This window comes from Variovorax sp. P4_D9, assembly GCF_056401695.1.
On sequence record NZ_JBFUIU010000657.1, the window covers coordinates 1 to 4,994 of the forward strand.

Annotated in this window: 7 protein-coding genes; all 7 read left to right on the forward strand. The window is 69.8% G+C overall.

Annotated features, from left to right (window positions below; all coding sequences use genetic code 11):
- On the forward strand, positions 1 to 643 hold a 643-nt coding region (locus tag AC1DY5_RS41810), incomplete at its 5' end, for a hypothetical protein (protein WP_478120315.1).
- A 3-nt stretch (positions 644 to 646) separates the two neighbouring features.
- Positions 647 to 934, forward strand: a complete 288-nt coding sequence (locus AC1DY5_RS41815; protein WP_478120316.1) for a LysM domain-containing protein — start codon at positions 647 to 649, stop codon at positions 932 to 934.
- A 2-nt stretch (positions 935 to 936) separates the two neighbouring features.
- On the forward strand, positions 937 to 2,073 hold the full coding sequence (locus tag AC1DY5_RS41820; protein WP_478120317.1) for a hypothetical protein: 1,137 nt from the start codon (positions 937 to 939) through the stop codon (positions 2,071 to 2,073).
- Positions 2,070 to 2,567: a phage baseplate assembly protein V gene (locus AC1DY5_RS41825; RefSeq protein WP_478120318.1), complete on the forward strand. Its 498-nt coding sequence runs from the start codon at positions 2,070 to 2,072 to the stop codon at positions 2,565 to 2,567. The genes AC1DY5_RS41820 and AC1DY5_RS41825 overlap by 4 nt, the downstream gene beginning before the upstream one ends.
- Positions 2,567 to 2,887 (forward strand): hypothetical protein, encoded by a 321-nt coding sequence (locus AC1DY5_RS41830; protein WP_478120319.1) that lies wholly within the window; start codon positions 2,567 to 2,569, stop codon positions 2,885 to 2,887. Before AC1DY5_RS41825 ends, AC1DY5_RS41830 begins: the two co-directional genes overlap by 1 nt.
- Entirely contained in the window at positions 2,887 to 3,246 is a 360-nt protein-coding gene (locus tag AC1DY5_RS41835; protein WP_478120320.1) for a GPW/gp25 family protein, read from the forward strand. The genes AC1DY5_RS41830 and AC1DY5_RS41835 overlap by 1 nt, the downstream gene beginning before the upstream one ends.
- Position 3,247: 1 nt before the next feature.
- Positions 3,248 to 4,994, forward strand: a 1,747-nt coding sequence (locus AC1DY5_RS41840; protein ID WP_478120321.1) for a baseplate J/gp47 family protein, incomplete at its 3' end; no start/stop codon positions are given.

Here is a 4,994-nt window from a genome sequence, read left to right on the forward strand (position 1 = left end):
CGTGAAGGGCGCGATCGTCGGCATCGATCCGTTCAATCCGCTCGCGAGCATCATCAGCTTCCAGTACAACCCGGACACCATGACGCGCCAGATCGAGGCGCAGACCACGCGCTCGGACGACGGCGACCGGGGCGAGGCGCTGCGCCTGAAGGGCGCGCCGGTCGAGACCATCTCGCTCGACGTCGAGATCGACGCCACCGACCAGCTCGAGCAGGCCAACCCGCTCGCCGTGGGCTCCGGCATCTATCCGCAGCTGTCGGCGCTCGAGATGCTGGTCTATCCGAAGAGCAGCCTGGTGATCGCCAACACGATCCTGCTGGCCGTCGGCACGATCGAGATCATTCCGCCGGCCGCCCCCTTCACCTTGTTCATCTKGGGACCGCAGCGCGTGCTGCCGGTGCGCATTAGCACCTTCTCGATCACCGAGGAGGCCTACGACGTCAATCTCAATCCGACCCGCGCCAAGGTGCAGCTCGGCCTTCGCGTGCTCAGCTACAACGACCTGCCGATCACGCACCCGGGCTATGCGCTCTTCCTGGCGCACCAGGTGGCCAAGGAGACGATGGCCACGCTCAACACGGTCGGCAACGCTTCGGCGTCGGGTTCGCTGTCGTTCAGCGGCGGCGTCAGCACGGGGATGTAGACCATGGCAACTACCAGTCGCTATGCCAATCTTCCGGTGCTGAGCCACACGGGCGCGGACGGACGCGTCGTGAGCTATTTCGGCCGGCGCTTCCTGCCTGCGGGCAGCGCCATGCCGCTGGTGATGGGCGTCACGGTGACGCAGAGCGACCGGCTCGACCTGATCGCGGCGCGCACCTTCGGCGACCCGGAGCAGTACTGGCGCATCTGCGATGCCAACGATGCGCTCGATCCCTTCGAACTCACCGCGACACTCGGGCGCGTGCTGCGCATCGCGTCGCCGCAGTTCTGACCATGGACTTCCTCGGCATTCACCTGACCCTGCTGATCGGCCCGTCGGTGCCGCTGCCGGCGCCCGTGGACTTGATGGAGGCGCTCGAGGAGGTCGAGGTCCACACCGGCGACGATCGATCGGGCTTCCAGATCCGCTTCCAGGTCGGCCGCTCCGGCCCCGCCGACCTGCTCGACTACGCCCTGCTGGCCAGCCCCTTGCTGCAGACCTGGAACCGCGTGATCGTGATCGTCACCTTCAACGCCACGCCGCGCGTGCTGATGGACGGCTTCGTGACGCAGCGCGAGTTCTCCGCCAGCGACGAGCCCGGGCGCTCGTTCATCACACTGACCGGCGATGACGTGAGCGTCAAGCTGGACCTGGAGGAAAAGAGCGCCGAGCATGTCGGCCTCGACGACGGTCTGGTCGCGCTGAAGCTGATCGGCAGCTATGCCGAGTACGGGCTCATCCCGAACCTGATCCCGCCGCCGGTGATCGATCCGCCGCTGCCGATCGACCGCGTGCCGGTGCAGCTGCGCACCGACCTCGAACACCTGCGCTTCCTGGCGCTCCGCCACGGCTACGTCTTCTACATCGTGCCCGGCCCGGTGCCAATGACCAACACCGCGTACTGGGGCCCGCCGGTGCGCGTCGGGCTGCCGCAGAGTGCGATCACGGTCAACATGGGGCCGAACAGCAACGTCAGGGACTTCAGCGTCCACAGCAACGGCCTCGGGCCGACCCAGCTGAGCGGCAAGGTGCAGGACCGGCTGACCAACCAGGAGCTGCCGGTGAGGCTCTTCGCCAGCCTGCGGCCGCCGCTGGCCTCGCTGCCCGCCTGGCTCGTGGACCAGCCGAACGTGCGCACCACCCAGTTCCGCGAGTCGGGCGTCGATGCGATGCAGGCCTACGGGCGCGCCCAGGCCCTGCTCGAGGATTCGATGGACCTGGTGGTTGCCAACGGCGAGCTCGACGCCCTGCGCTACGGCGACATCCTGCAGGCGCGCGGGGTGGTGGGCGTGCGCGGCGCGGGCTACCTGCACGACGGGCTCTGGTACGTGAAGAACGTCAGGCACCGGATCCGCAAGGAAAACTATTCGCAGTCGTTCACGCTGGCGCGCGAAGGCTGGGGATCGACCGTCCCGGTGGTGAGGCCATGACCCCCTTCTACGGCAAGTACCGCGGCAAGGTCGAGAACAACGTCGATCCGATGATGCTCGGTCGCGTGCAGATCAGCGTCGCGGCGGTGCTCGGCGACGGCACGCTGTCATGGGCCCTGCCGTGCGCGCCCTATGGCGGCTCGGGCGTGGGCTTCTTCGCGGTGCCGCCGGTGGGCGCCAACATCTGGGTCGAGTTCGAGGGCGGCAATCCCGAGCAGCCGATCTGGAGCGGCTGCTTCTGGGGCGCCGGCGAGGTGCCCGCGATGCCCGCGGTCGCGGAGATGAAGGTGTTCAAGACCGACTGCATCAGTCTCCAGATGAGCGACCTGCCCGGCGTCGGCGGCTTCATCCTGGAGGTCAGCCCGCCGGCGGTCGCGGTGCCGCTCAAGCTCACGCTCGATTCCGACGGCATCAAGCTCGCGATGGCCGCGTTCAGCATCGCCATCGGTGCCACGGGCGTGTCGATCAACGACGGCGCGCTGGAGGTGATCTGATGCCCGGCTTCCTGCTCGACCAGACCTCGGTGGTGACCTGCATGCACGCCGGGCAGGCCAAGGCGACGGCGCCCTTCGCGCGCGTCACGCTGAACAAGCAGGCGGTGGTCACGCAGGCCGCGGCCTACATGGTCTCGGCCTGCGCCTTCAATGTCTCGGGTGCGCCGAGCCCGTGCGTGAGCGCTGCCTGGACCACGGTCGCGACCCGCGTCAAGGCCGGCGGTGCGCCGGTGCTGCTGGTGGACAGCCAGGCGCAGTGCGTGCCCAACGGCACGGGGGTGTTGGTGGCGCCTTCGCAGATCCGCGCCAGGGGGATGTGATGCAGCTCGGCTACCCCTACGGATTCGACGCCCAGGGCCGCACGGCGCAAGCCGTGGGCGACGACCACATCCGCGACCTGATCGAGCAGGTGCTGTTCACCGCGCCGGGCGAGCGCGTGAACCGGCCGACCTTCGGCACCGGGCTGGCGCAGCTGCTGTTCGCGCCGACCAGCCCCGAGCTGGCGACCGCGACCCAGTTCCTGGTGCAGGGCGCGCTGCAGCAGTGGCTCGGCGACCTGATCAAGTTCACCGGCGTCCAGGTCGAGAGCGTGGACAGCACGGTGACGGTGACCGTCCAGTACGTGGTGCTCGCGACCCAGCAGCGCATGTCGGCCGAGTTCACCCGCGGAGGGGGTTGAGATGAACCAGACGCTCTGCTGCGACGCCCAGCGGCGCATCGACGTCGCCAACTCGAGCACGCTCAACGGCATCGACTTCGTCGAGGTCGTCGATGTCGGGGCCCAGTTCCAGCAGGGGCTGCGCGTGCATTTCCTGCGCGAGCCGGCACCCGCCGGCATCACGGCTGCCCATGTGCGGATCAGTGGCGGCGAGCGCTTCACCGGCATCCGGGTCGACCAGCCGCCCGCCTACGACGGCGACGTGCTGGTGCTGCACGTCGACCAGCCCGGCGACTTCTCGACCTACACGCTCCAGCTCGTGCAGCTGGACGGCAGCGGCCTGYCGATGGCGGGCATGGACCCGGTGCTGGCGTCGGCGCAGTTCTCGTTCAAGGTCGATTGCCCTTCGCCTTTCGACTGCCAGCCGGCCGCGACCTGCGCGCCCGCCGTGGTGGCGGTGCCGGAGCTCAACTACCTGGCGAAGGACTACGCGGGCTTCCGCCAGCTCATGCTCGACCGCCTCGCCACGCAGGTGCCCGGCTGGCAGGAAAGCCACGTGGCCGATCTGGGCATCGCGCTGGTCGAGATGCTGGCCTACGTCGGCGACTACCTGAGCTACCAGCAGGATGCCGTGGCGACCGAGGCCTACCTGGGCACGGCACGCCTGCGCACCTCGGTGCGCCGCCATGCCCGCCTGGTCGACTACTTCATGCAGGAAGGCTGCAGCGCCCGCGCCTGGGTGCAGGTGCAGGTGCAGGCCGACAACGTGGCGTTGCCGGAGCACACGCCGATCCTCGGCGGACCGGCCGGCGCCGCGCCGGTGGTCGCGAAGGCCGGCTACGCCGCCGCGCTGTCCGGCCGTCCGGTCGTGTTCGAGACGGCGCAGGCCGCGACGCTCTTCCAGGCGCATCAGCAGATCGGCTTCCACACCTGGGGCGACCGGCGCTGCGCGCTGCCCCGCGGCGCGACGCGGGCGACCCTGCGCGGCCGCTTCCCGAACCTGAAGCCGGGCGACGTGCTGGTGTTCGAGGAAGTGCTCGGGCCCGAGACCGGGCTGCCAGCGGACGCCGACCCGGCCCACCGGCAGGCGGTGCGGCTGGTCAGCGTCACGGTCGACGACGCCAACGGCCACGCGCTGCAGGACCCGCTCTACAAACAACCGGTCACGCAGATCGCCTGGGCCACGGACGACGCGCTGGCCTTCCCGCTGTGCCTCTCGGCGCGCATCGCGAAGAACAGCACGGAGACCGACGTCAGCGACATCAGCGTCGCCCGCGGCAACATCGTGATGGCCGATCACGGGCTGCGCCTCACGGCGACCGAGACCCTCGGCGCAGTGCCCCAGCCGACGCTCTCTCTCGCGCCGTTGGCAAGCTCCACGATGTGCAGCGCGTCGCAGCGCGAGCCGGTGCCGCCACGCTTCAGGCCCAGCCTGGCCCAGTCGCCGCTCAGCTGGGCCGTGCCTTTCGATCCCAGGGACCTCGGCGCTTCGGCAACGGCGCTGCAACGGCCCGATGCGGCGGGCGCCGTGCCCGCGATCAAGCTCGCCGGCAGCCTCGAGGGACAGTCGGTCGACTGGTTCGCGCAGCAGGATCTGCTCGGAAGCCACGCGGAGGACCCGCACTTCGTCGTCGAGCCCGACGATGCGGGCGTGGCGTGGCTGCGCTTCGGCGACGGCACGCACGGGCGGCGTCCTGCGCCGGGCACGCGGTTCGACGCCAGCTACCGCGTCGGCACGGGCAGCGCCGGCAATGTCGGCGCGAGTACGC

What these genes read in the sequence shown, in the direction of transcription:
- AC1DY5_RS41815 (WP_478120316.1), top strand. Translation starts at nt 647, where the DNA reads ATGGCAACTACCAGTCGCTATGCCAATCTTCCGGTGCTGAGCCACACG.
- AC1DY5_RS41820 (WP_478120317.1), top strand. Translation starts at nt 937, where the DNA reads ATGGACTTCCTCGGCATTCACCTGACCCTGCTGATCGGCCCGTCGGTG.
- AC1DY5_RS41825 (WP_478120318.1), top strand. Translation starts at nt 2,070, where the DNA reads ATGACCCCCTTCTACGGCAAGTACCGCGGCAAGGTCGAGAACAACGTC.
- AC1DY5_RS41830 (WP_478120319.1), top strand. Translation starts at nt 2,567, where the DNA reads ATGCCCGGCTTCCTGCTCGACCAGACCTCGGTGGTGACCTGCATGCAC.
- AC1DY5_RS41835 (WP_478120320.1), top strand. Translation starts at nt 2,887, where the DNA reads ATGCAGCTCGGCTACCCCTACGGATTCGACGCCCAGGGCCGCACGGCG.